The sequence below is a fragment of the Polaromonas sp. P1_E3 genome (assembly GCF_056405935.1).
Map to the genome: position 1 here is coordinate 1 of NZ_JBFUBD010000417.1, position 2,222 is coordinate 2,222.

Genomic DNA, 2,222 nt, shown 5'->3' on the forward strand with positions numbered 1-2,222 from the left:
GGCCATGGGTTCCATGGGCCGGGCGGGTGAGGGCGTGGCCGCCAATCTGGCGGGCGGCACTCACCACTCTTATGCGGGCAAGGGAGGGGGCTTTTGCGTTTTCAACGATGCAGCCGTGGCCGCAAGGTTGATGCAGGCAGAGTGGGCGCGGCGTTATCGTCACGAGCGCAAGCCGATGCAGGTCGCCATCATTGACCTGGACGTTCATCAGGGAAACGGCACAGCCAGCATCTTCCAGGAAGACGAGAGCGTGTTCACGCTCTCGATGCATGGACAGAAGAATTTTCCGTTTCGAAAAGAAGCCAGCGACCTCGATGTCGATCTGCCGGACGGCTGCGGTGACGCCGCTTACCTGCAGGCACTGGAGCACGCGCTCGACGAACTGGAGCGGCGTTTTGAACCGGGGCTGGTGCTGTTTCTGGCGGGTGCTGACCCGTACGAAGGCGACCGGCTGGGACGGCTGGCCCTGAGCTTTGACGGCCTGGAGGCGCGCGACCGGCGCGTGTTTGACTGGGCCTGGCAGCGCCGCATACCGCTGGCGTTTTCCATGGCGGGTGGCTACGGCATCAACATCGACGAGACGGTTCAGGTGCAGATGAATACCTACCGGGTAGCCCTCGAATACTGGAAGCGCTGGAACCCGTAGTCCACCCGGATTGCTGCTACATTGCCTTGGCCATCCTGGCGCCCCAAAAATCAGAACAAGCCAATCGTCATCAAACATGTCGCCCGATCCTGCGGAACCCCGGAAAAACGTTGCTGACCGTGCCTTTCGTGTGTTGGTGTTGGGTGGCACCGGCTTCATTGGCCGGYACGCCGTGGCTGCCTTGCATGGCGCGGGCGCGCAAGTGGCGATAGGCAGCCGTCATCCCGAGCGCCACGAAAGCGCGTATCCCTTTGCCGCACTGCGCCTGGCGCGCTTTGAGCAGTTGCTGCAGCCGGGGGCATGGGCGCCTTTGCTGGAGGAGGTCGATGTGGTCGTCAACTGCGTGGGCATCCTGCGCCAGCGTCCGAATGAGTCCTATGACCATGTGCACCATCGTGCGCCTGCGGCGCTCGCCGTCGCGTGCGCAGCCGCAGGCATACGGCTCATTCATACCTCTGCCCTGGGTTTGCATGAGGCCGCCAAGAGCCGGTTCCTGTCCAGCAAACTGTTGGGAGAACGCGCCATCGCGGCGGCAGGCAGCGACTACGCCATCGTGCGCCCCTCTTTGCTGGACGGCGAGGGCGGCTTTGGTGCCCGTTGGCTGCGTGGTTTGTCTCGCTCGCCGGTGCACTTCATTCCGCGCGGCGCGCGCGGTGGTATTGCGGCGATGGCTGCCACCGATCTTGGAAAAGCGTTCGCCGCGCTGGCATCTTTTTCTTCCCTGAAAGGCCACCGAGAGGTTGAACTCGGCGGCACCCGCCACTACGGCTACGCCGAGTACCTGCGTGAGCTTCGCGCCGACTACACCGGCACGCGCGCGCTGCAGATTCCGCTGCCCAACTGGGCGGCGCGCCTGGGTGCGCATGTGTGCGACGTCCTGCATTTTTCGCCGTTCTCTTACGGGCACTGGATTTTGCTGCAGCGTGACAACGTGCCTTCCCCCAACCGCTTGCCGGAATTGCTGGGGCATGAGCCCCTGCCGATCAGGCCRCACACCGGGCCGGCTGCCGGCCCAAAAGTCCAGCCGCAGCCAGGCCCTGTTCACGCTGGCAGAATAGGTCCTCATGACCTCCCCGACACGCCCGCAAGCTGAAGCCCGTGGCGCCTACAAAGCCTTCCGTGACATCGGCACCCGCTGGTCCGACAACGATGTTTATGGTCACGTCAACAACGTCGTTTATTACAGCTGGTTCGACACCGCCGTGAATGGCCTGTTGATTGATCGCGGCGCCATCGATATCCACACCGGCGCCGTGATCGGCCTGGTGATCGAAACCCAGTGCAACTACTTTGCGCCGCTGGCTTTTCCCGAGCCTGTTGTCGCGGGCATCCGCGTGGCGCATGTGGGTTCGTCGAGCGTGCGTTATGAGGTGGCGCTGTTTCCCGGCGACGAGGCCGCATTGTGCGCGGCTCGAGGCCACTTCATCCATGTCTATGTAGACCGCGCCACACGCCGGCCGGCACCGCTGCCCCCTGAACTTCTTTCTGTACTGGAGACCCTCCGATGACCCTGGCACAGCCCGTGCTCCCTTACATCTCGCCGCGCCAGGCAGGCGACGCACGAAATGCCGTGGAC

3 protein-coding genes are annotated in these 2,222 nt (G+C 63.7%); all 3 read left to right on the forward strand.

Annotated features, from left to right (window positions below; translation table 11 throughout):
• Positions 1-646, forward strand: a 646-nt coding sequence (locus AC1D0Z_RS19995; protein ID WP_477659916.1) for a histone deacetylase family protein, incomplete at its 5' end; no start/stop codon positions are given.
• Positions 647-722: 76 nt separating this feature from the next.
• Positions 723-1,739 (forward strand): NAD(P)H-binding protein, encoded by a 1,017-nt coding sequence (locus tag AC1D0Z_RS20000; RefSeq protein WP_477659917.1) that lies wholly within the window; start codon positions 723-725, stop codon positions 1,737-1,739.
• On the forward strand, positions 1,711-2,154 hold the full coding sequence (locus AC1D0Z_RS20005) for an acyl-CoA thioesterase (RefSeq protein WP_477659918.1): 444 nt from the start codon (positions 1,711-1,713) through the stop codon (positions 2,152-2,154). Before AC1D0Z_RS20000 ends, AC1D0Z_RS20005 begins: the two co-directional genes overlap by 29 nt.
• The last annotated feature ends 68 nt before the right edge of the window (positions 2,155-2,222 follow it).

Coding starts and splice junctions, on each gene's coding strand:
- AC1D0Z_RS20005 (WP_477659918.1), top strand. CDS start 1,711: ATGACCTCCCCGACACGCCCGCAAGCTGAAGCCCGTGGCGCCTACAAA.